Source organism: Paenibacillus salivarius (genome assembly GCF_051307165.1).
GTDB lineage: Bacteria > Bacillota > Bacilli > Paenibacillales > Paenibacillaceae > Fontibacillus.
In genome coordinates this window covers 4,311,915-4,331,811 of the sequence record NZ_CP195592.1, presented here as the reverse complement: position 1 = coordinate 4,331,811, position 19,897 = coordinate 4,311,915, and the positions used below count along the sequence as shown (strand labels likewise).

At 46.4% G+C, this 19,897-nt stretch carries 24 protein-coding genes and 1 pseudogene; 20 read left to right on the top strand and 5 right to left on the bottom strand.

Annotated elements, in window-relative coordinates:
- The first annotated feature begins 44 nt into the window (after window positions 1-44).
- The 3 genes from ACSFXJ_RS20025 to ACSFXJ_RS20015 are packed head-to-tail and all read left to right on the top strand — an operon-like array spanning window position 45 to window position 2,888.
- Window positions 45-737 carry an ABC transporter ATP-binding protein gene (locus ACSFXJ_RS20025; protein ID WP_435922121.1) on the top strand — a complete coding sequence of 231 codons (693 nt, stop codon included), beginning with the start codon at window positions 45-47 and terminating at the stop codon, window positions 735-737.
- A complete protein-coding gene (locus ACSFXJ_RS20020; RefSeq protein WP_435922120.1) occupies window positions 734-1,936 on the top strand; it encodes an ABC transporter permease in 1,203 nt (400 codons plus the stop codon). The genes ACSFXJ_RS20025 and ACSFXJ_RS20020 overlap by 4 nt, the downstream gene beginning before the upstream one ends.
- A 13-nt stretch (window positions 1,937-1,949) precedes the next feature.
- Entirely contained in the window at window positions 1,950-2,888 is a 939-nt protein-coding gene (locus ACSFXJ_RS20015; protein WP_435922119.1) for a hypothetical protein, read from the top strand.
- A 48-nt stretch (window positions 2,889-2,936) separates the two neighbouring features.
- Here the strand turns inward: ACSFXJ_RS20015 and ACSFXJ_RS20010 are convergent, their stop codons facing one another.
- Entirely contained in the window at window positions 2,937-4,289 is a 1,353-nt protein-coding gene (locus tag ACSFXJ_RS20010; RefSeq protein ID WP_435922118.1) for an Nramp family divalent metal transporter, read from the bottom strand.
- Between the two features lie 215 nt (window positions 4,290-4,504).
- Between ACSFXJ_RS20010 and ACSFXJ_RS20005 the strand changes: the two genes are divergently transcribed.
- The 4 genes and pseudogenes from ACSFXJ_RS20005 to ACSFXJ_RS19990 form a co-directional block, all read left to right on the top strand.
- Window positions 4,505-4,783 (top strand): hypothetical protein, encoded by a 279-nt coding sequence (locus ACSFXJ_RS20005; RefSeq protein ID WP_435922117.1) that lies wholly within the window; start codon window positions 4,505-4,507, stop codon window positions 4,781-4,783.
- An 89-nt stretch (window positions 4,784-4,872) separates the two neighbouring features.
- Complete coding sequence (locus tag ACSFXJ_RS20000) at window positions 4,873-5,295, top strand: thiol-disulfide oxidoreductase DCC family protein (protein ID WP_435922116.1); 423 nt, start codon at window positions 4,873-4,875, stop codon at window positions 5,293-5,295.
- A 145-nt stretch (window positions 5,296-5,440) separates the two neighbouring features.
- Window positions 5,441-6,565 carry a hypothetical protein gene (locus ACSFXJ_RS19995; RefSeq protein ID WP_435922115.1) on the top strand — a complete coding sequence of 375 codons (1,125 nt, stop codon included), beginning with the start codon at window positions 5,441-5,443 and terminating at the stop codon, window positions 6,563-6,565.
- A pseudogene (locus ACSFXJ_RS19990) lies at window positions 6,555-7,442 on the top strand (CpaF family protein); the annotation flags it as partial. The gene ACSFXJ_RS19995 and the pseudogene ACSFXJ_RS19990, both read left to right, overlap by 11 nt.
- Window positions 7,443-7,542: 100 nt before the next feature.
- Here ACSFXJ_RS19990 and ACSFXJ_RS19985 read toward each other — a convergent pair.
- The 3 genes from ACSFXJ_RS19985 to ACSFXJ_RS19975 all read right to left on the bottom strand — a co-directional run bounded on the left by ACSFXJ_RS19985 (window position 7,543) and on the right by ACSFXJ_RS19975 (window position 10,064).
- Window positions 7,543-9,024 (bottom strand): recombinase family protein, encoded by a 1,482-nt coding sequence (locus ACSFXJ_RS19985; RefSeq protein WP_009226486.1) that lies wholly within the window; start codon window positions 9,022-9,024, stop codon window positions 7,543-7,545.
- A 15-nt stretch (window positions 9,025-9,039) separates the two neighbouring features.
- Window positions 9,040-9,519: an ImmA/IrrE family metallo-endopeptidase gene (locus ACSFXJ_RS19980; RefSeq protein ID WP_009226487.1), complete on the bottom strand. Its 480-nt coding sequence runs from the start codon at window positions 9,517-9,519 to the stop codon at window positions 9,040-9,042.
- A gap of 113 nt (window positions 9,520-9,632) precedes the next feature.
- Window positions 9,633-10,064, bottom strand: coding sequence for a helix-turn-helix domain-containing protein (locus ACSFXJ_RS19975; protein WP_009226488.1), 432 nt, complete (start codon window positions 10,062-10,064; stop codon window positions 9,633-9,635).
- A gap of 161 nt (window positions 10,065-10,225) precedes the next feature.
- On the opposite strand from ACSFXJ_RS19975, the gene ACSFXJ_RS19970 reads away from it, so the two are divergent.
- From ACSFXJ_RS19970 to ACSFXJ_RS19940, 7 genes are all read left to right on the top strand, one after another.
- The gene (locus tag ACSFXJ_RS19970) at window positions 10,226-10,420 is read left to right on the top strand and encodes a helix-turn-helix transcriptional regulator (protein WP_009226489.1); all 195 of its coding nucleotides are present in this window, start codon (window positions 10,226-10,228) and stop codon (window positions 10,418-10,420) included.
- A gap of 66 nt (window positions 10,421-10,486) precedes the next feature.
- Window positions 10,487-10,627 (top strand): hypothetical protein, encoded by a 141-nt coding sequence (locus tag ACSFXJ_RS19965; protein WP_156124767.1) that lies wholly within the window; start codon window positions 10,487-10,489, stop codon window positions 10,625-10,627.
- Window positions 10,628-10,655: 28 nt separating this feature from the next.
- Window positions 10,656-11,489 carry a transcription termination/antitermination NusG family protein gene (locus tag ACSFXJ_RS19960; RefSeq protein WP_009226490.1) on the top strand — a complete coding sequence of 278 codons (834 nt, stop codon included), beginning with the start codon at window positions 10,656-10,658 and terminating at the stop codon, window positions 11,487-11,489.
- On the top strand, window positions 11,489-13,720 hold the full coding sequence (recD2, locus tag ACSFXJ_RS19955; RefSeq protein WP_068779916.1) for an SF1B family DNA helicase RecD2: 2,232 nt from the start codon (window positions 11,489-11,491) through the stop codon (window positions 13,718-13,720). The genes ACSFXJ_RS19960 and recD2 overlap by 1 nt, the downstream gene beginning before the upstream one ends.
- Window positions 13,713-14,375 (top strand): hypothetical protein, encoded by a 663-nt coding sequence (locus ACSFXJ_RS19950; RefSeq protein WP_068779917.1) that lies wholly within the window; start codon window positions 13,713-13,715, stop codon window positions 14,373-14,375. Before recD2 ends, ACSFXJ_RS19950 begins: the two co-directional genes overlap by 8 nt.
- Window positions 14,376-14,584: 209 nt before the next feature.
- On the top strand, window positions 14,585-14,794 hold the full coding sequence (locus ACSFXJ_RS19945; protein WP_009226492.1) for a hypothetical protein: 210 nt from the start codon (window positions 14,585-14,587) through the stop codon (window positions 14,792-14,794).
- A 438-nt stretch (window positions 14,795-15,232) separates the two neighbouring features.
- Window positions 15,233-15,976: a stalk domain-containing protein gene (locus ACSFXJ_RS19940; protein ID WP_229520980.1), complete on the top strand. Its 744-nt coding sequence runs from the start codon at window positions 15,233-15,235 to the stop codon at window positions 15,974-15,976.
- A gap of 82 nt (window positions 15,977-16,058) precedes the next feature.
- On the opposite strand, the gene ACSFXJ_RS19935 is transcribed toward ACSFXJ_RS19940, so the two are convergent.
- A complete protein-coding gene (locus tag ACSFXJ_RS19935) occupies window positions 16,059-16,277 on the bottom strand; it encodes a DUF2188 domain-containing protein (protein WP_036645538.1) in 219 nt (72 codons plus the stop codon).
- Between the two features lie 94 nt (window positions 16,278-16,371).
- Between ACSFXJ_RS19935 and ACSFXJ_RS19930 the strand changes: the two genes are divergently transcribed.
- The 6 genes from ACSFXJ_RS19930 (at window position 16,372) to ACSFXJ_RS19905 (ending at window position 19,772) form a co-directional block, all read left to right on the top strand.
- Window positions 16,372-16,512 carry a hypothetical protein gene (locus tag ACSFXJ_RS19930; RefSeq protein WP_157259343.1) on the top strand — a complete coding sequence of 47 codons (141 nt, stop codon included), beginning with the start codon at window positions 16,372-16,374 and terminating at the stop codon, window positions 16,510-16,512.
- Between the two features lie 700 nt (window positions 16,513-17,212).
- The gene (locus tag ACSFXJ_RS19925; RefSeq protein WP_068779918.1) at window positions 17,213-17,488 is read left to right on the top strand and encodes a stage V sporulation protein S; all 276 of its coding nucleotides are present in this window, start codon (window positions 17,213-17,215) and stop codon (window positions 17,486-17,488) included.
- A 41-nt stretch (window positions 17,489-17,529) separates the two neighbouring features.
- Entirely contained in the window at window positions 17,530-17,943 is a 414-nt protein-coding gene (locus ACSFXJ_RS19920; protein ID WP_068779919.1) for a hypothetical protein, read from the top strand.
- A gap of 22 nt (window positions 17,944-17,965) precedes the next feature.
- Complete coding sequence (locus tag ACSFXJ_RS19915) at window positions 17,966-18,805, top strand: HNH endonuclease (RefSeq protein WP_148466555.1); 840 nt, start codon at window positions 17,966-17,968, stop codon at window positions 18,803-18,805.
- The gene (locus tag ACSFXJ_RS19910; protein WP_068779921.1) at window positions 18,802-19,344 is read left to right on the top strand and encodes an HD-GYP domain-containing protein; all 543 of its coding nucleotides are present in this window, start codon (window positions 18,802-18,804) and stop codon (window positions 19,342-19,344) included. The genes ACSFXJ_RS19915 and ACSFXJ_RS19910 overlap by 4 nt, the downstream gene beginning before the upstream one ends.
- Window positions 19,341-19,772: a metal-dependent hydrolase gene (locus ACSFXJ_RS19905; protein ID WP_435922114.1), complete on the top strand. Its 432-nt coding sequence runs from the start codon at window positions 19,341-19,343 to the stop codon at window positions 19,770-19,772. The genes ACSFXJ_RS19910 and ACSFXJ_RS19905 overlap by 4 nt, the downstream gene beginning before the upstream one ends.
- Window positions 19,773-19,897: the final 125 nt, after the last annotated feature.

Here is a 19,897-nt window from a genome sequence, read left to right as displayed (position 1 = left end):
TGAATGCTTCTCCTGTTTTCTTTTACGGATGAGGGGGAAAACAGATGCTGCAAATCAGAGGAGTGACCAAGCGCTTTTCCGTGGGGGGAAAAGAAATTCCGATTTTGAATATCCCGGAGTGGAGCGTAAAGCAGGGGGACAATATCGCGATCATCGGGCCGAGCGGTTCCGGAAAAAGCACGCTGCTTCACTTGATCAGCGGGTTGATGTCCCCGGATGCCGGCGAAATCCGCGTCGGCAAAAAAACGATTACGGCGATGAATGAAGCGGCCCGCGACCGGTATCGTGCGGAACGGATCGGATATATATTGCAGGACTTTCACCTGATCCCGTCCCTGACGGCAAGGCAGAACATTGAAATGGCGATGTCCCGAAAGGGAAGTGCCGCCGAACGGCGCGACAGAATCGACTTTTGGCTGAAGCGGGTCGGGCTGGAGGATCGCGGCAACCACAAGCCATGGGAGCTGTCCAGGGGACAGCAGCAACGGGTGGCGATCATTCGGGCGCTGATCCATGAACCCGAGCTTGTGCTGGCCGATGAGCCGACGGGCAGCCTGGATTGGGAGACGGCGGACGGGATCGCGGAATTGCTTTTGGAATTATGCGGGAGTTCCCGCCATACGCTGCTTGTCGTTACTCATGATCTCAAAATGGCTGAGCGGTTTCCGGATTGCATTCATATTCATGCCATTAACGAATTGAACCGTAAAACCTCTGCCGGGGAGGTGGCGATATGAGCCTGCCGCATTACTTACTGAGAAACCTGCTGCACCGCAAGTTTCTGTCTCTGCTGACCGTACTGTCCGTAGCCGCGACCGTTGCGTTTATCATCCTGCTTTCCTTGTCCAAGGCGGGGGTGGAGCAGGGGGCGGAAAAGGGATATGGACCGTTCGATATCGTAATCGGAGCCCAAGGCAGCGAATCCCAGCTGGTACTGAACACGTTTTACCATGTCGGCGCTCCGAACGGAAATATCCCGGGAGATACGTTGGAAACCGTACAAAACCATCCCGGGGTTGACCGCGCTTTTGCGCTGACGACCGGTGACCGATACGGAGAGTTTCCGATCGTGGGCGTGGACCCGGAATATTTTTTGATTCGCTACGGGGACCGGAAGATGACGGAAGGAAGCTTGTACGGGCGAACGGGTGAGGTCGTGATCGGGGCTTATGCGGCAAAAATGCTGGATTTGAAGATCGGCGATACATTTACCGGCTCCCACGGTTTAACGGAAGATCTCCATCTCGATGAGGAGGAGGAAGATGAGCATGACGCGCATCATAGTTTCGCCTATAAAGTTGCGGGAATTTTGCCCGGGCTGAACACGGCGGATGACCGCGCCATTTTTACGACGGTGGATTACGCGTGGGCCGTCCACGGGCAACCGGCAGATCAGGGCGAAATTACCGCCATTGTCGTAAAACCGTCCGGTTTGCAGGCGGGGCAGGAGCTTAGAAATTTGTTCCGGGAAGAAGGACGGGTGCTGGTGGCCTATTCATCCAAAGCGGTTGCCGATGTGGTCAACATGGTGGACAAAGGGACGGAGCTGCTGGGAGTGGTCACGATCTTATGTATCCTGCTCGCCGCGGTAACCGTTCTGTTGTCGATGGTCGCCGCCGCGGGAGAGCGGACAAAGGATGCGGGTTTGCTGAGGCTATTGGGGAAATCAAAAACGTATATTTTGACGGTGATGCTGGGGGAAGGGCTCGTATTAACGGGAGTCGGCGTAATACTGGGATTCCTGGCGGGTCATGCGGGAGGATATTTGCTTCAGGATACCTTGTTCCGATACGCGGGAATCCGCATCGATCCGTTTCTTGTTTCCGGTGATCATGCGCTGCTTGCTGCGGGAGCTCTTGCCATCGGCCTGGCGGCTTCCTTGCTGCCTGCTTTCCGATTATACCGGATGAACCCGCTAGCGTTGTTTAAAGGCTAAGGAGGTGCTTGAAGTGAACATCAAAAATGCGCTGCTTCCCGTTGCATTCGTTTTCGTATTGTTAATTGCGGGGTGCGGTCAGGACGGGGCGACCGGAAAGGCCGAAGCGGACATCGGGTCTTTTGCGGCGGCGGTATCCCCGGATGCAGCTATCGCGAGCGCGGCTTCGACCGAAAACGAGACGCCTGCTGCGGAAAACGTATCAACCGGCGGTACGCCGTCACAGAGCAGCACCGATAACTCGGAGGAAACCACGGAAGATAAGACTGAGGAATCCGTTCCTTCGACGGATGCCTCGGCATCGGAGCCTTCAGAAACTGCCGCGGCAGTCAAGAAAGCTGCAGCAGAACAGGAAAAGAAGCCGGCTCAAGAGAATACGGCGGAACAAAAAGAACAACCGGAGGAAGGGGCAAAGCCAAAGCAAGAAAAGCAGACGCAAAATGCGGATGCCAAGCCGAAGACGGATGCGGTTGCCGAAGGTAAAACGGAAACGAAGGCTGCAGCGGCGCCTGCCCAAAAAGCGGAAGCCTCTCCGAAAAAGGCGGCTACATCCGGCAATAAGGCAACCGCCAACGCCAAGTCCGGGCCGACCTCGATCGGTTGGGGAGAGTTTTTTGACGGGGATGATCAGACCACGCCTTCGGAACGGTTTTGGGACCTTAGCGGCTCCACCGTGACGATCAAGGGGTTCATGGGCGAGGTGCTTTCGTTTGACAAGAACTGGTTTCTGCTTATTCCCGAACCGGGAGCCGAATGCCCTTTTGACAACGGCGATGAGACATATTGGAACAAAATCATGATCGTGTTTGTTCCGGACGACGTGAAACTGAGGTATAAATCCGGAGCGATGGAAATTACCGGACGGCTTGATGTCGGAATCAAGATCGACGAGTCGGGGTACAAGACCATGTTCCGGTTATATGACGCCTCATTCAAGGAAATCAAGGAATAAAAAAACCGCGGGAGGCGTCTGTTCGGCAGAGCCCCCGCGGTTTTTTCGTCAATGGAATAGGGTTTGAACAAGCAGATATACGTTCAAAATCACGATAATGCCCGCAATCAGCCAGGCGAGAATATTGATCCATGGTTTATTGGCGAACTCGCCCATTTTGGCCTTGCTTGATGTGAATCTAACCAGCGGAATGACCGCGAACGGAAGCTGCAGCGAAAGGATGACCTGGCTAAAAATAAGCAGATCCTGGGTTCCCCTCTCACCGTAGATCGCAGTCACGATAACCGCAGGGATAATGGCGAGCAAGCGCGTAATCAATCGCCGCAACCAAGGGGCCAGCCTGATATTCACGAAGCCCTCCATAACGATTTGACCGGCGAGCGTGCCCGTCAAAGTGGAGTTTTGCCCCGAGGCCAGCAGCGCGACCGCAAACAAAACGCTGGCCAGCGTCGTGCCGACGATCGGCGTAAGCATATGATAGGCATCGCTGATATCGGCGATTTGGGTCAGGCCGGCCGAATGGAACGTCGCGGCGGACACGATCAGGATGGCTGAATTGATGAACAAAGCAAATGTGAGCGCGACGGTGGAATCCAGCGCGGCATATTTGATCGCTTGCCGTTTCCCGGCAGAGGTCTGTTCATATTGTCTGGTTTGCACGATCGACGAATGCAGATACAAGTTATGCGGCATGACGGTTGCGCCGATGATGCCGATGGCGATGTACAGCATTTCCGGATTTTTGACGATTTCGGCGCTCGGCACATAACCCGAGGCGATTTGGCCGAAGTCGGGCTTAGCCAGGATAAGATCGACGCCGAAACAAATCCCGATCGTCGCGATGAGGACGATGACAAAGATTTCAAGCGTCCTGAACCCTTTGTTTTGCAGCAACAGGATAAGCAAAACATCTACCGCCGTTATCATTACCCCGTATATGATCGGCAGGCCGAACAGCAGATTGAGCGCGATGGCGGCTCCGATGATCTCGGCCAAATCCGTTGCAGTGATAGCCAATTCGCAAAGCAGCCATAATCCGACGGCAACCGGTTTGGAGTAATGATCGCGGCATGCCTGAGCCAAGTCTTTACCGGTAACGATACCCAACTTGCCTGAAAGGGCTTGAAGCAAAACCGCCATGAGATTTGAAATTAAAATGACCGAAAGCAATGTATATCCGAAGCGGGATCCGCCTTCAATATCTGTAGCCCAGTTACCGGGATCCATGTAACCGACCGCTACCATATAGCCGGGTCCGGCAAATGCGAGAAATTTTCTGAACCAGGAACCGGCCGCAGGAATACGCATGCTGCGATGGGCTTCCGGCAGGGACGGCTGCGAGCCGTTCAACTTCCAGCCTCCTGAGATACCGGTTCCTTTTTTGTCATGAACTTCATTCATGGTATCTCACCCCTTTTTTTATTGTACTCCCTCAATAATTTTTGTCTAGGGAAACTTTTTGCAGCTATAAAATGATGACGCCGGGGCACAATATAATAGAAATGCCGGAGAAATTGACCGTGGAAGATTGCGCCAAGTTGACACGCCTAGAAAAATTAATTAATATGTCTAAGTACTAAAACTGTGTATTTAATCTGATGATACGGGTGATGACCATGTCTTACAGACCGAATGTAGAGAACGTGACCAAGGCCGGAAGCAACGACAAGGAAGGCTTATACGAATTCAATGTCAAGCTGGCCGACGGAACCGAATGCCGTGTATTTTACCATCGATTCCCTGAATGGCGTCTGACAAATATCAGCCGTTTACAGAAGACACCTTGCCCTGTTTGCCGCAAAGATTTCATCTGCAACTGCATGGAGAAATTTTCGGGCGAGATCCACCAGCAAATTGAAGAAGGACAGTGGATCGGCAAGGTTTTGGGCGAATAAGGACCCGGATTTCGGGGCACAGACGCGGGGGATCATACCCCGTGTTTTTTTTACCCTCAATTCCGGAGCGGATAACGGAGGCATAGCGGATGCGTGGAAATAAACATGATTCGGAAGCACATGCGGTTATCCTGTTTGACGGGGTCTGCCATCTATGCCAGGGTGCCGTAAAATTTATCATCAAAAGGGATCCGTCGGGCCGCTTTCGTTTTGCTTCCCAGCAATCCGATATCGGGCGCCGATTGCTCGCCGGAACGGAAGTCGATTCGGAAAGCATGGATACCATCGTACTGATCGATAAAAACGGAGAAGTGCATACGCGCTCTTCGGCGGCGATTCGGATCGCGGGAGGACTTAGATTCCCTTGGCCGCTCCTGACCGTCCTGCGATGGGTTCCAAGGCGTCTGCGGGACCGGATATATGACTTGGTCGCGGCCAACAGATATCGCTGGTTCGGCAAAGATGATGCTTGTATGGTCCCGACTCCGGAAATCCGCAAACGATTTTTATAGAAAACGGGACTTGTCTCGTATTTATATCTGTGTTATTCTATCTGTGAATTTAAGGAATTCGGGAACGGGAGCACCGTCCATAAACCGAGGAATCGGTTATTGGACGGTGCTTTTTTGTCGTTCCCGGACGTTGGGAGGGGTCGCCTTGTTACCGGTCAGAATCGTCTTGGCCGTGGAAGATGAGCAGTATATCGAGCCGTTTCTTCATTACGTTCGATGCAGCGAGTATGACCGGCGTTTGATGATTACGGCTTTTAGCCGGAAGGAGTCGTTTTTGCAATTTTTGAAGGAGTGCGGGGATTCTGTGGACGCCGTATTGGGGGAAGACTCCTTCCTGGAGTCCGCGGGGTTAAGGCAAGAAGGAAGGATTCGATTTATCAGGCTTGTCGACTCAGGAAAGAAAAATTCGAACGATCGCGAATTGGCGAAATATCAACCCCTCCACATGCTCTTATCTTCGCTGCTGGATCTGATCAGGGACAAGGGTCCGGAAAGAGAAGGAAGAGCTAGGGTGATCGGAATTACCTCGGCCGTGGGAGGGTTGGGGAAAACGACGGTTGCGATGAACCTTGCCAGACAGCTGTCGGCGGAAGGATACAAAGTATTTTATTTGAATTTGGAAGCGGTGCAGGCGGGGGATTCGGAGAGAGAGGAGTTGGCCCGCGGAGGAGGAAACCGCCCCGGTTTGGCAAGGCTGCTCTATGATCTGAAAGCGGCGGAAGACCGAAGGGAGGCGTTGAAAACCCCGGTCTCCTCCTATGCTTACCGCCATCCCTTTTTGCAAGGGGATACTTTTATGCCATTGGACAACCCGGATGAATTGCTTGAGCTTGGATCCGGAGATACCGCCGGTTTATTGGATTATATCGCCGGCAGCGGACTTTACGATCTGGTCATCGTGGATACGGATTCCTTTCCGAACGGTCGGACGGACGCAATCCTCGAAATGTCGGACAAACTGGTCTGGCTGCTGGCCGATGATTGGAGCGTCATGAGAAAAACCGGGGTTTGCCTGGATCATCTGGAGCGGTCTCGTCCGGCTTTATTTAACGCCATTATGGGAAAAGCGCTGTTTGCAGCCAGTCGGGTGACGGGAGAATTGACGGTTCCGCTGCCGAGAAAGGGGATGGTTGTAGAGGCCATGTTGTCTTTTATCCCTTCATGGAATCAAGGAACCCGTGGGGGAGTCATGCATTCTCCTGTGTACCAGCGTGATCTCATGAGGCTGTGCCTGGAATTGACCGACAGGAGGACGGAGCATGCAGGATGACATATTCATAACGCTGCGCGCGGAAATTCGTTCGGGTCTGGATGTAACCTCCTCGATGCAAGACCATCAGCTGATGGATTATATCGAGAGGCGGGTGCTTGATGAAGAACGGTTTTCGGGACTAACGGCATCTGAAAAACGCAAATGGGTCCGCCGGTTGTATGACTCGTTCCGCGGGTTGGATATTCTGCAGCCGCTCGTGGACGATGCCAGCATTAGCGAAATTATGATCAACGGCCATGAGGATATTTTTGTGGAGCAGGATGGTCAGGTGAAGCGTCTGCCCGTCAGGTTCGAATCCAAGGAGCGGCTTGAGGATATTATTCAAACCATTGTAGCCGGGGTGAACCGGGTGGTGAACGAAAGCTCGCCGATTGTGGATGCCAGGCTGCGGAACGGTTCGCGGGTCAATATCGTTCTTCCCCCGGTCGCTTTGAAAGGACCGACGATGACGATACGGAAATTCCCGGAACGCCCGATGACCATGGACGACCTTGTCGCCAAGGGTTCGCTGGATGGGGAGGTTGCGGACTGGCTGAAATGCCTGGTTCAAAGCAAATACAACATGTTTATCAGCGGCGGAACGGGTTCGGGGAAAACGACGTTCCTTAACGCGCTCTCCCAGTATATCCCTCCCGACGAGCGCGTCATTACGATTGAGGATTCCGCGGAGCTTCAAATCGTAACGGTGCCGAATCTCGTGTCGCTCGAAACAAGAAACGCCAACACCGAAGGAAAGGGAGAAATCACGGTGCGTGACCTGATCCGCTCTTCGCTGCGGATGAGGCCCAACCGGATTATCGTCGGGGAGGTCCGGGGCAGGGAGGCACTGGACATGCTCCAGGCGATGAATACCGGCCATGACGGTTCTCCATCATGGGTATTGTGGTATAGAAAAATGAGTTGGAATCAACACCACAATATACATGAAAGGAGTCCATCGTGGGTATTGTGGTAGTGAATTAATCATGGAGTCTTTAGTTGAACGAAATCTCTTGGATGTAAGCATCAAAAAACTTGTTTTTCACACCTTTAATTTTTCGTAAGTCGGTGTTTACTACAATCTTATCAAAGACAGTATGAATAATTTCTTTTTTCTCTTGATCATCGAAATACGCCCAGCCTTCTGCTAATCCAACCAGTTCCTCAATTCGAGGTATGCCAGAAAAAGCCTTTTGTTCTTGTGCAATCCGTTGGCGAATCTCCTTCTCACGCTTATCCTCTTCAGCCATTCTCTTACGGATTTCCTGCTTCCCAATCAAGCCTTCAACAAACATGTACTGCCACTTTTCCCTACGTTCAGCTACCTTTGAAAGCTCGCGTTTGGCGCTGTCGATTGCACTTTTCTTTTTTCCTTCATCAGCAAATATTTTCATAGCCTCTTCATTAAGTTTTTCCATATCTTCTTGAATTTGATTAATGTACTGGAACACCAAATGTTCGATGTGTGTCTGGCGAAAGATAGGGAGATCACACGTCTTACTGTGATGACGGTTAGAGCAAATATAGTATTGAGTACGGACAATCCCTTTGGTTGTTGTTCTTTTTGTTGTCAATCGTCCAAACATAGCTGCTCCACAACGACCACAACGTAAAACGCCACTAAACCAGTATTCACCAACTTTGCTGAATCCGCCTTGAGATTTCCGTTTCATGTATTTCTTGAGTTCTTCATACTCCTCTTGAGTAAAAATAGGTTCATGTGATCCTTTACCATATACGCACTTTACCCTCTCATCTCGTTTGCTGTTAACGTATGTACCAGCAGGGGTCTTTGAACCAATCCTAATGATACCTGCGTAATATGGGTTCTCTAATGTGTAGGCAACGGTAGCATCAGTCCACTCTCGCCCTCTTCGAAGCTTACCCGAGCGATTCATAATCATAGCCACAGATTTATAACCTTTACCACTCATATACAAATCTCTGACTTCACGAATCAGTGCAGCCTCTTCAGGAATGAGTTGCTCGTCCTGCGTGTATCCATAGGGCACTACGCCACCTGGACGTCGCCCCTCCGCAACCATTTGCTCGACTCCGAAGCGTACACGCTCTGAGATCGTCCCACGCTCCCACTCAGCCATTGCACCGACAAGGGTGATAAAGAACCTCCCCATTGCTGTCGTCGTCTCAAAAATCTCTGTAGCGCTCTTAAACTTCACGCCATAAAGATCAAATGTTTTAAGTAGGGAGTGTAGGTCGCCTACGGAACGAGTAAGGCGGTCGAGTTTGTAAACGAGAACAACATCAAACAGTTTCTTCTCCATATCTTCCAACATACGCTGCATATCTGGGCGTTTTAAGTCTTTTGCTGAATAGCCATCATCAACGTAAAAGTCGTGTATGACCCAATCCTGTGATTCTGCAAAGCTGATTAAACGACTACGTTGCCCCTCAATGCTAAAACCTTCTTCTGCTTGCATGTCTGTTGATACACGAATATAGATAGCAACACGCATTTATACATCGCTTCCTTAAGCATTAATGTTTTGTGCATTCCAGGCTTCCCATCTATTTTTGGCTAAGTCGAGTGGAACGACAAATTCTTCAGCAATCCAGCGAATACCTTCATCAAGGTAATTGATGTGTGCAATATCGTCATGATTGATCATGTGAAGGGGTACAAGCAGATACTCTGCGAAATGTGCTGCTTGTATTTCGTGGCGCTGGATATGTAAGTTCGATATTTCTAAGTGGGAGGCTACATGTAGAACATGATGACACAACTCATGGGCTACGGTCTGTCGCCATTCAGGCAGAGATAACTGATCGTTGATATATAAACCGCTCCATCCTATTTTTGTGGGATGGGCGATACAATGACTGCGGATTGAAGTTGGAAAGACTTCGGCTTTACAAGCATAAGCGATGGCTTCGATGTCGATTTCGTGTGGGTAGTGGATATTGAGATAATTCAAGAGTTTATTCACTTGCTGCTCTAAGTTTAAGTTCATGAAACATCGTCCTTTTTCTTGGTGATTATGGTGTTCTAAGCTTTGAAAACACGTTTAAACGGAACGTATGTTCTGTTTAAACTGTAAAAGAAAAGCCCTAAAGGGCTATAGAATTATTTATCTTTCAAATCCCAAGCGGATTCGTCAGTGTCTTTTTCTGTAGGAGGTACTTTCTTTTTCTTTTTGATTTCTTCATGCCAGTAGCGAATAATTTCTTCCTTTTCTTCGTTTGAAGCCTCTAAAAAACCATCGAAAAAAATTTGTTCAAGAAGTGGTGGCTTTGGAGAATTAGTGATTGAATTCTTCAAGACTTGTCCGGAAATAATGGGTGAATCAACAGAACGTACATCTGATTTTCCTACGAGATAATCGATAGACACATTAAAGACGTTTGATATTTTTATGAGGGTGTCCATGTCAGGAGTTCTATTTCCATTTTCATAACCTGAAATGGAAACTTTAGTTAGGTTCAGTTTTGCACCTAGCTCTTCTTGTGTCCACTTATGCTCTTTTCTAAGTTGCTTTAAACGATAGGGAAAAGACAATTTAATCACTCCAGAACAAGTTCAATTAACTTAATAATAAGTTAACGAGCGGCTAACTTCAATGTAGTTAACTAAATAGAAATTATTCATTGACAATTCACTAAACGCTAACATATACTGGGTATAGTTCACTAATGGTTTATTCAAGGAGGTGCTGCATAGTGCTCTTGACTTTAAAGCAAATAAGAAAAAATAATAATAAAACTTGTCAGGAAGTCGCTGATGCTGTAGGGATAAGTAAGGTTTACTACTGGCAAATCGAGAACGGTAAAAGGAAACTTTACTATGATCTTGCAGTAAAAATAGCAGCATTTTTTAATATGTATCCTGATGATATTTTTTTACCTCAAAAGTAAACTAAATGAAAACATAATTTCAAAAAAGTATTCTTTATAGAAACTTTGTTGGAGGCGATTATTAGAATGCAAATCTCAAAACCATATAACCCTGGTTTATCTGAAAAAGCTTGGAATAAGCTGCACAAAATGCTGGCAGCTTTAAATATCAAATACGCTGCTGAGATTCAAGCTAGCCGAAAAGCAAAGCAAGAAAAAGCTATGTAGTGAGTAAAACGATGAAGGAGGTACTCTGATGGGAGCTGCATTTGCAATACAGGTTATGACTGGTAAAGAGAACAATGTTAAAAAGCTGATGGAGTGGGCGTTTGCTCGAAATGAATCCGCTCAAAATTGGATCAAGGCAGTACATACATTTACAACAACTACTCGACGATTGCTCGGTCAGGGAAAGCTTGGAAAAGAGATTAAACGTGCTATTATGCCCGGTTATATTTTTATTGAAATGAATTACTCAGTCGATGAAAATAATTGCTCGGCGCATTTACCTGCCGATGTGTGGCATCTCATCAAGAGTATCCCCGGAGTAATAAAACAATTTACTGGCTCTGGACAAGTTATCGGAGCCGAAGAGTTTCAAAAGATGTTAGGGCTTGAGCCAGAGGAACAACAAGTTGAAGTTGCAGTGCCTATTCAAGAGCAAGAGGCACCTGGATCTACGGAAGAAAAGGTTCAAGTCGATGAAGTTGAGAAAAATATGAAGAATGCTCTGCATGAGGTCAATATGGCCAAGACTAAGGAAGAGCGCGTACAAGCACTAAAAGCTTTGGATGTTGCAATTTCAGCCATCCACAAACTCACAATGAGTGCGATACAACAGCTTGAAAAGGGGGCTGAAGAGCCGGTTGGAGTAGTGGCAAGGGAACTGAAAAGCATTCAGCAACATAAGAACCGAATGGCTGAAAGGGTACGAGCATTTGTAAGAAATAACAAAGAAATTGTGAGTTTTCCAAGAACCTTTTTGGACAAAATTATATACTCTGTTGATCTTCAAAGCAAATGGCTGCAATCACCGCGATCATTGATAACTTTATTGTTTAAATATCTTCGTGAGTCAGGTGTTAGCTGATGGAAGCACCATTACTAGAAACGAGCACAGGCCATGTGGTGTACTTCATCCATCCACGTAACGGTAGTTTGAGTGAGGAGGATACCTTTGGTGTAGCGCGTTGGCAGCCGGAAAACGGCGGTGAACCCTTTGCCATTAAAGGCAATCTTTACGGAGTAAACAAAGGGGAGCGGATTACTGTTCATGGTAAGTGGGAGACTCACCCCAAATATGGACTACAGTTTGCTGTAGATCACTGGGAGCGGCCTTTGCCTAAAACCAAGGACCAGATTATTTCCTTCCTCAGTTCTAAATTCGTCAAAGGGTGCGGAGTGAAAACTGCTGAATTGATCGTTCAAAAGCTCGGTGATCGAGCACTGGAACGAATTATGCATGAGGGTGCCGCTTGTCTAATGGGTATTAAGGGGATTGGCACGAAAAGTGCAGTGAAAATTGCAGATAGCATTAAAAGCAATTTTGAAATTCAGCAGATTATGATGACGCTGTTGCCCTACGGAATTTCTGCGGATACTGTAACGAAAATGTATAAGCAATGGGGGAACGAGTGCGTTGATATTGTGCGGCGCAACCCATATCGACTCACGGAGATTCATCTAATCGGGTTTCTTAAGGCTGATGAGATAGCTATGACAATAGGCATTAGTATGGACTCACCGTATCGCTTAAATGCAGCGTTACAGCATGTTCTTAACGAGACGTGCTATAAGGGTGGTCATTGCTTTGTCTTTGAACACGAACTAATTGATCGGACTAAAGAGCTTTTACGAGGCGTTTCAGAACAGGATATTGAAACAGAGCTTCAGTTAATGGCAGCTCACGAACAAGTAATATGGGAAGAAGATAAGATTTATCCGAAGCACCTGTATATCTATGAGAATAAACTTGCTCATAAGCTGGCTTGCATGGCAACCCGGAGTGGCGGAGCTATGCCTTCTATAGAAAATTCAATCAAACAGTATCAGATGAAGCATGGTATAGTTTTGGCTGATAAGCAACGTGAAGCCATTAGAGAAATGTTTCGTCAGCAGATTCTAATTGTTACAGGGAATCCAGGCACCGGCAAAACAACTGTGGTAAAGGCTATGATCGACATATATAAAAAGCACTATCCCGAAGCATCCATTGGGCTATGTGCGCCTACAGGCCGTGCAGCTCGTAAGCTTGGAGAACTGACGGGAATGAACTCTTCAACTATTCATATGATGCTTGGCTTCCGACCAGGAGCAGAACCAGAGTATGGGGATGATATGCCGTTGCCGTTTGACCTGATTTTCACGGATGAAGTGTCGATGAAGGACTTGCAATTGGCTTATCATCTATTTCAGGCAATCGGGCCAAATACAAAAGTGGTCCTTATAGGAGACAGCGATCAGCTTCCATCTGTGGGGCCGGGTAATGTTTTACACGACATGATCACAGCAGGAGTTCCGCATGTTCGTTTAACAGAGATATTCCGCCAGGCGCAAGAAAGCCAAATCATTATGAATGCTCATCGCATAAATAATGGAGAACAGATCGTCATTGATAAAAATAAAGACGATTTCTTTTTCATCGAGCAGCCTGAGCCTGAACGGATTGCTCATCTGGTTGTGCTCAGTGTACTGAGATTTTTGGACAAGGGGCATAAGTTAGAAGATATTCTAGTTCTCAGCCCAATGAAGAAAGGTGTAATTGGCACTGAGGAACTGAATAATGCACTCCAAGCGGCGGTGAATCCTCCGGCACTAGATAAAGCCGAGATAAAGACCGTTGGGCGTATATATCGTCAAGGAGATAAGGTTATTCAGATTCGTAATGACTATAAGAAAAAGATTTTAAATGGTGATATTGGCGTTGTCATAGGTACAGCCTTAGTGAAGGATGAAGAAGGCGAGTTGACGGATGAAATAGGGCTTGCCTGTGATTTTCACGGGAAAGTAGTGGTCTACAGTAAGCATGAATTAAAAGACTTGCTCTTGGCCTATGCCATTACCATACACAAGGCTCAAGGTGGACAAGCCCCTGTAGTTATTATGCCTGTCTCTACCAGCCATTACGTTATGTTGGCTCGAAATCTGATCTATACTGGCCTGACGAGAGCTGAGGGTGTCTGTGTCATGATTGGAACTCGTAAGGCACTTAGTGTGGCTATAAGCAACAACAAGATGGTGCAGCGTAATACAGCGCTAAGGGAGCGGATAGAGAGTAATATGCAGAGTATTCCTACAGGGCAGAGGAAGGTATATGGATAAGATTGGGGCGTTAAAGCAGACACTTCAACAGGCAGAATTGAAGGCGAAAAGGCGAACTGAGATTGATCTAGGTAAGGTCAATGATGAAGAAGCCAAAGCCAATGAACAAGGCTTCATGATTGTACGCAAAAGGCAGAGAGCAGTAAATCAAACAAGGTTCTCTCAAACCATTGATGAAAATATAGCCTATTTATGTCAGACTCAATATTTAACTAGTGCTGAGTTTAGCTTCATCTTTACACTGGCTCCAATGCTTAAAATGAACGTTAATGCTATTGTCGATCCTACATCGGGGCAATATTGTTCAGTGTCGGAGATTGCAACGTATCTGAAGCGAAGTCGGCAAAAAACGAGTGAGATGATTTCAGATTTAATTAAAAAGGGGATTATGTTTGAGTTTACCAATGTTCATGAACTTAAAATTCACGGTCGCCATGTCACAAGGCGGCCATTTTTCTTGAATCCAGAGATTATATGCTGTGGAGACAAAAATAAACTTCAAAGCGGGATTGTCCAGTTGATGATTCATTACAATGTTTTGGAAAAGGCTGGAGTGAAATTGCCGATCAAAGCCGTTGTTGATCCGCATGGACAATATGGGAAGTTGGTTAAGAGGAAAAAATTTTTGGAAATGCAAAAAGGTAAGGAGATCTAATAATTATCATTCAAAAAGCAGGCTTTTTGTGAGTAGGGGGTGTCACCAAAAGGAGACACATGTGTCACGAAAAGGTGACACCCCAAAATGCTGAAAAATCCTTGTGTATCAAGGGTTTCCTGACTTCGGCGGGTGGTCTTCTTTCTTAATCTATATAAATTACAGTGACCATGGATTTCAGGGGCCAAGTTGCTAAAAGGAGACGATGGATGATAATCACAAAAGATGTGCGTATTCAATTTATCTTTGGTGAGCTAGATGAGGATACATACGATGTTGATCTGCAAATATCATGGGAAGCCTCAAACTCAACAGAAACAGAAGTCAAAACGTCGTTGGATGAAGCTGTGCAAAAATGGATCAAAGAGAATGTGAGTTATACATGGGAAGAGATTGAAGTTGAGGAGGATGATCCTTAAAACTCAGGGCATACGCGTGCGCACTTTTAACAGTCTTTGAAGCGCCGGTTGTGGTGGGTGTCACTTTTGGCGAATGGGCTGAGGGCACTAAGGGGGGAGAAATGGGGGGCGCTGAGTAGGCATGATGCTTCAAGCAGATATGGAGAATCCCCTCCCTGGTCCTATCAGCCCCTAATTTCAAGGTCTGTTATTGCATTAATAACACATTCTATCCAGGAGAAGGATCTTGTGAGATTAAGCGCTGCCTAATGGTAGCAACGCATTCGCGCAAATCATCCTAGTATTGGAGGATCTGGCTCAAATTCAGAAGTAAGTGACAAAAAAGCGCTCCTCTCTCGAAATAGGTCGATAATTGATATATTGTATTATTTTGGGAAAAATAATATCATATTATATGAAATACATAATATATACTTTAGAGAAGGATGGTGGATTTCTATGAAGAAATGGTTGTTTTCTGTCGGAATAGTCGGTGTGGTTGTGCTATCTTTTTCAGCCGGGGCTTCGGCGGCGAGTACGCTGGAACGAATTCAGGCCAGTTTGAATCATGGTATTACGTTCCTTCTTGACGGATCTGCATGGACACCCAAAGATGCCAACGGGAATAAGGCCGTACCAATCAGCTATCAAGGGACAACTTATGTACCTTTGCGAGCTGTCGCTGAAGCAACTGGAGCTGAAGTAACATTTGATCCAGTTAAGCAGCAGATAGCCATCACAACTACCAACAATAAGGAAAGTACCCCGTCTGAACCTGGGCAAAGAAGAGCATTCAGTGATCAAACGGTGAAACATATTAAGAATTACGCAAACAGCGGTGTCACACGGAATAAAGAGGAATTGTTGTTCGGAGAAACGCAATATAATGAGGCGTTCGTGGTAACCGACGTGAACGTTGCAAAAACGGATTTTGGATTTACGGTCCCAACTGGAACTAAGCGGATCGGTGTATTGATCGGTTATAAGGATAACGAAGATGATCTTATTCGAAAGGCGAACTACACTATCTTAGATTCGAAAGGCTCATCTGTTGCATCAGGTAAAGTTGAAGATGGTAAGGTCGTTTCCAATGAAATTGTGACCAACGGAGAAACTAAATTTACGGTCGTATTTGAATCTGGAAGTACTTCAAGTGCAGGAGCAGGCTACATTATTTGGGATGAGAGTTGGGTTGAAAATTAATCAATCCAGTAATCCGGGATAAATAACCGGCATATTTGGAGCCACGTCATTAGATGACGTGGCTCATTTTAGTGTGCTCTATTTATCCTTTTGGAGGATAAGGGTCTCTACCATGGCTGTCTTTAGATTGAATCTTACCATCTTTACCATGAATCACTAGTTCTGTGCCTTGGTTTTTCGCGATATGCCGACCAATTTTTACAGCCTCTTGTTTAGTATCGGTTACTTTCGTCGGTTTGTTACTACCTTCTGGTTTTACAGCCCAGCCGTCTTTGTGCGGTACAATGTGCTGATTCGGCATGCTACTACTCACCTCCTCTCATAGGAAGAAAGTTCTATGTAAAAGAAGGGCAATCCTTCCTGTTGTCGAAATATGAGGTTGGGAGACGAAAATAGTGGAAATAAACGAAGAACAAATTTGGATTCTGAGCCAGCTAGTAACCGGAAAAGTTCAGCAATTATCTGATTTTCACGGACTGCTTGATGAAGAAGATCCTGCTAATCATGCAAAGGAACTAGCTTACTACATTCATTAACTCGAAAAGAATGGGTTGTTATGGATCGGTCGGGGAGCGTTCACAACGGGCGGAGACACTCATCCTAAATACGAAAACAACATAAGAATTATTTGGTTTGAGTCGCTTCATCCAACACCTAAAGGTAGGTTAGTTAGAGATGGAACATATTAAAGCACCCTAACAGGTGCTTTTTTCATGCTCAAAAGGATATTTCTCCTAAATGTCGAAATAATTCGACTACGAGGGTGAAAATATTGGATGTTATCCCTAATGACAATACACTTAACTTGCTGGGAATGGAATTAATAAAGCTGCTAGCTATGTACATTTTATTGCCATCCTTAGCGGTTGCTGCAATTCTAAGACTCCTTAAGATCAGAGGGAAGGCATTGGGGTGGCTCAATATGGCTGCGGGACTCGTTGGTTTGTATTTTCTTGGAATGGGTTTAAAGTAGGGTGCGTGGAAATGGAGGGATGGACAATGTCTGATGGCTGAATTAAATGAAACTTTTGTAAAGGTTCCGCACTGGCTTATGAACTACTTGATGACAGCCGATCTTAATATGACTCAGTTCCAGATCCTACATGTGGTGATACGTTAAACGAAAAATTCAATGCAATACAATAGACAGCCTTTGACTGCTTAATCAGTCGAAGGCTTTTTGCATTTTTATAGAGAGTAAGGAAACTCTTAATAAGTCAAATGGAGGAATTTAATATGTCTGAAAATGTATTTAAAGTATCTTCAAAATCTTCGGTTAACGCACTAGCTGGTGCTGTGGCTGGAGGCATCCGCGATGGAAAGGTGAAGCTGGAGTTACAAGCCGTTGGTGCAGCAGCTGTCAACCAGGCGCTTAAAGCTGTAGCTGTAGCTAGGGGGTATGTATCATCCCAAGGTATCAACCTGACTTGTATCCCTGCTTTTGTGGATGTGACGATTGAAGGAAAGCAGAGAACTGCCATGAAGCTAATTGTCGAGTCTGAGAGCCATTGATTAATGACAAACTTTCTTGAAAGTGGAAAGGGGTGGGAAGGATGTACTTTGCTAACGAACAACACAAAATTAATTTTCAACGTATTGCAGCGAAATTTCCTGACGTAAAAAAGGCAAGAGATTATTGCGCTGCTTGTTACATCGGAGCATATCCTGAGATTTTTAAATGTTTCACTTTGGAAAAACAAGTACATGGGCCATTTGACTGGTACTTTGATTATTTAGTTGATCCGTGTAATTTTGTCATACGAAGAGATTGCGGGGAAACAACTGGTGATACAGCTCCGCTTACCGGACAAACTAGATGCTTGTTGGAGCTTGGCCTGAATCTTTGGAATGGTCGTGATTTTGATTTATCCGTGGGTCTGTGCTCTTGGGATAGAGAGCTATACCTTGTGGCGCTACAGGCCATAGATTTGCGCCGCTCTTCTCCAATATTGTCATTAACTCAATAATTAGCCTGGAGGAATCGTTCATATGAGCACATTAACAAAGCCTGAACGAATTCGTAGTAGAGAAAACATCCAGAACATACGTGAGGAATCTGGACATACCTGTGAGTACATTGACCCTGTTACTGGAGAACGTTGTAGTCATCCAGCAGAAGGTGAACCTCATCATATTCGTACTCGTGGGGCTGGCGGGGATGATCGGAGGGAGAACCTGATCCACCTGTGCGGTTGGCATCATCGGTTGTTTCATGACGGTAACCTGGATCGAAATGAATTGCTCGCTATCGTTGCCAAGCGTGAAGGGCTAACACCGGAGGAAGTGGCGGATATTTTGAAACTGAGCTATCAGCCTCCTCCAGCCCAGCCAGCCCCTCAGCCCAAGGTTGAGGAACTACTGCAAGCGTACATCCAGATTGATGAACAAGAGCAAGAAACAAGGTTCGTTAAAGGGCAGTTGCTGGATGCAATGTTGGCTGCCGGAGCCAAGCAAAAATTCCTGTCCTCGCAGATTGGAATCAGCCCGGCGCAAATTCGGGAGCTGGTGCATGTCTATCGGACGTTCCCTACACCTGAATCGCGACATCCAGACTTGAGCTGGTATCACCATCGCGTAGCTAGCCATTCAAATGAACCGGCTGCTATGTTGATAAAAGCTGGCGATGAATCTATGAGCACTAGAGAATTGCGCAAGGCCATTCTGAAACAAGAGGGGGCGGATCAACTTGTTAAGCAAGATGAAGATCAGGAGCAAAAGAAGGCTCAGCGGTTATTGGCATCTGTGCAAAAGATGTTGGATACCGGAAGCGAGGCCGCCCAGTGGTTTGAAACTAAATTAAAGCAGATGCTTAAGGAGGAGCAAAATTGATTTTAGAAAATGTGCTAAATATGCTTGATCGTAATCATGCTAGGCGAGTCAGTAAACTTTCAATGTCATTAGCGCATCAGTTGGGACTAAGTGAGCATGAGATTCATCTGATGGGTCAGGGAGCCTTGTATCATGACATTGGTAAAATAGCTATTCCAACGTACTTACTGCAATCGAAAGAAAAGTTTAATGAAGAGGAATATAGGTTGATGCAACGGCATGTAGAGTACGGATTATCCATTCTATCTGTACATACAGGCGAAGAGATTGAAGCGGCGAGGGAGATTGTTGCTTCACATCATGAGCGTTGGGACGGACAAGGATATCCGCATGGTCTTATGGGTGAAGAAATTTCGCTGTATGGTCGCATTGTTGCTGTATGTGATGTGTTTGACGCTCTATGCTCTGATAGACCGTACAAGGCAGCGTGGCCTATAGGAAAAGTGTTGGACTATATTAAAGACCAAAGTGGAGAGTCGTTTGATCCAAGAGTGGTTGAAGCATTCTTGCAGATGATGGCAGAGGGGGTAGCGGTATGAATGGGGCTTCTCATCTAGTTGGCGGAGTGACCGCCGCAATGGTGATCGGCATCCACTCTCCAGCCCAGCTTGCCGTTGTAGCAGTATCATCCTTATTGCCGGATATAGATCGTCAGAACAGCTTACTAGGGCGTTTTATTCCTGTTTTGCCGAGTGTCTTAGAGGCTACTTTTGGAAAGAGAACATTGACACACAGCATCATTTTTGGACTTTGCGTATGGTTATTGCTTAGCATTCATACAAGCTGGCAATGGCCTTTTTTAATTGGTTATGTATCCCATCTGTTATTGGATGTAATAACAGGCAATGTTGCCTTGCTATGGCCGCATCGTTGGAAATGTGGTGTTCCGTTATTTGGAATCCCACCTGTTTTTGTTGAGACCTGCAATTGCCGCTTGGGGAGCATGGATGGTACTAGGTGGTTATAGTCATTTTTATATCGCTTAATGGAATCAAAAGCTTCTACACACTGTTGTGGGAGCTTTTTTGCTTTTATCGAGAACATATGAAGGGAGGGGATTGCATGTTTAAAGGTTGGATTAGCAAAAAGTAT

Coding starts and splice junctions, on each gene's coding strand:
- ACSFXJ_RS20025 (WP_435922121.1), top strand. CDS start 45: ATGCTGCAAATCAGAGGAGTGACCAAGCGCTTTTCCGTGGGGGGAAAA.
- ACSFXJ_RS20020 (WP_435922120.1), top strand. CDS start 734: ATGAGCCTGCCGCATTACTTACTGAGAAACCTGCTGCACCGCAAGTTT.
- ACSFXJ_RS20010 (WP_435922118.1), bottom strand. CDS start 4,289: ATGAATGAAGTTCATGACAAAAAAGGAACCGGTATCTCAGGAGGCTGG.
- ACSFXJ_RS20005 (WP_435922117.1), top strand. CDS start 4,505: ATGTCTTACAGACCGAATGTAGAGAACGTGACCAAGGCCGGAAGCAAC.
- ACSFXJ_RS20000 (WP_435922116.1), top strand. CDS start 4,873: ATGCGTGGAAATAAACATGATTCGGAAGCACATGCGGTTATCCTGTTT.
- ACSFXJ_RS19985 (WP_009226486.1), bottom strand. CDS start 9,024: ATGCGTGTTGCTATCTATATTCGTGTATCAACAGACATGCAAGCAGAA.
- ACSFXJ_RS19980 (WP_009226487.1), bottom strand. CDS start 9,519: ATGAACTTAAACTTAGAGCAGCAAGTGAATAAACTCTTGAATTATCTC.
- ACSFXJ_RS19965 (WP_156124767.1), top strand. CDS start 10,487: ATGCAAATCTCAAAACCATATAACCCTGGTTTATCTGAAAAAGCTTGG.
- ACSFXJ_RS19960 (WP_009226490.1), top strand. CDS start 10,656: ATGGGAGCTGCATTTGCAATACAGGTTATGACTGGTAAAGAGAACAAT.
- recD2 (WP_068779916.1), top strand. CDS start 11,489: ATGGAAGCACCATTACTAGAAACGAGCACAGGCCATGTGGTGTACTTC.
- ACSFXJ_RS19950 (WP_068779917.1), top strand. CDS start 13,713: ATGGATAAGATTGGGGCGTTAAAGCAGACACTTCAACAGGCAGAATTG.
- ACSFXJ_RS19945 (WP_009226492.1), top strand. CDS start 14,585: ATGATAATCACAAAAGATGTGCGTATTCAATTTATCTTTGGTGAGCTA.
- ACSFXJ_RS19940 (WP_229520980.1), top strand. CDS start 15,233: ATGAAGAAATGGTTGTTTTCTGTCGGAATAGTCGGTGTGGTTGTGCTA.
- ACSFXJ_RS19935 (WP_036645538.1), bottom strand. CDS start 16,277: ATGCCGAATCAGCACATTGTACCGCACAAAGACGGCTGGGCTGTAAAA.
- ACSFXJ_RS19925 (WP_068779918.1), top strand. CDS start 17,213: ATGTCTGAAAATGTATTTAAAGTATCTTCAAAATCTTCGGTTAACGCA.
- ACSFXJ_RS19920 (WP_068779919.1), top strand. CDS start 17,530: ATGTACTTTGCTAACGAACAACACAAAATTAATTTTCAACGTATTGCA.
- ACSFXJ_RS19915 (WP_148466555.1), top strand. CDS start 17,966: ATGAGCACATTAACAAAGCCTGAACGAATTCGTAGTAGAGAAAACATC.
- ACSFXJ_RS19905 (WP_435922114.1), top strand. CDS start 19,341: ATGAATGGGGCTTCTCATCTAGTTGGCGGAGTGACCGCCGCAATGGTG.